General features: G+C 62.2%; 1 protein-coding gene. It reads right to left on the bottom strand.

What is annotated here, in order from left to right:
• Window positions 1–238 (bottom strand): hypothetical protein (locus tag ACR9ZK_RS23365; RefSeq protein ID WP_481344297.1); only part of this gene is annotated, 238 nt, incomplete at both ends.

The following is a 238-nucleotide window of genomic DNA, read 5'->3' as shown; positions in this document are numbered from 1 at the left end:
TGGTGAAGGCGCTGCCCTCGACGGCTGCTACGGTGAGCCCGCACACGTCCGTCGGTGTGTTGATGTTGACATCGCTCCCGCTCTTGCTCGCAGAGCCCGTGCCGACCTTGAAGACCCCGACGATGTCGATCTGCTGGAGACGGTCCGGAGTGACGATGAGCGGACCGAAGCTGCCATCGAAGTAGCCGTTCTGGCTGCAGGGAATGAAGGTGGAGAAGTCACCGGAGACGGTGGTGTT

Source organism: Monashia sp. HAY1-5C, assembly GCF_056755255.1.
Note: the sequence above shows the minus strand (reverse complement) of the source record. Positions and strands in the feature narration are given on the sequence as shown.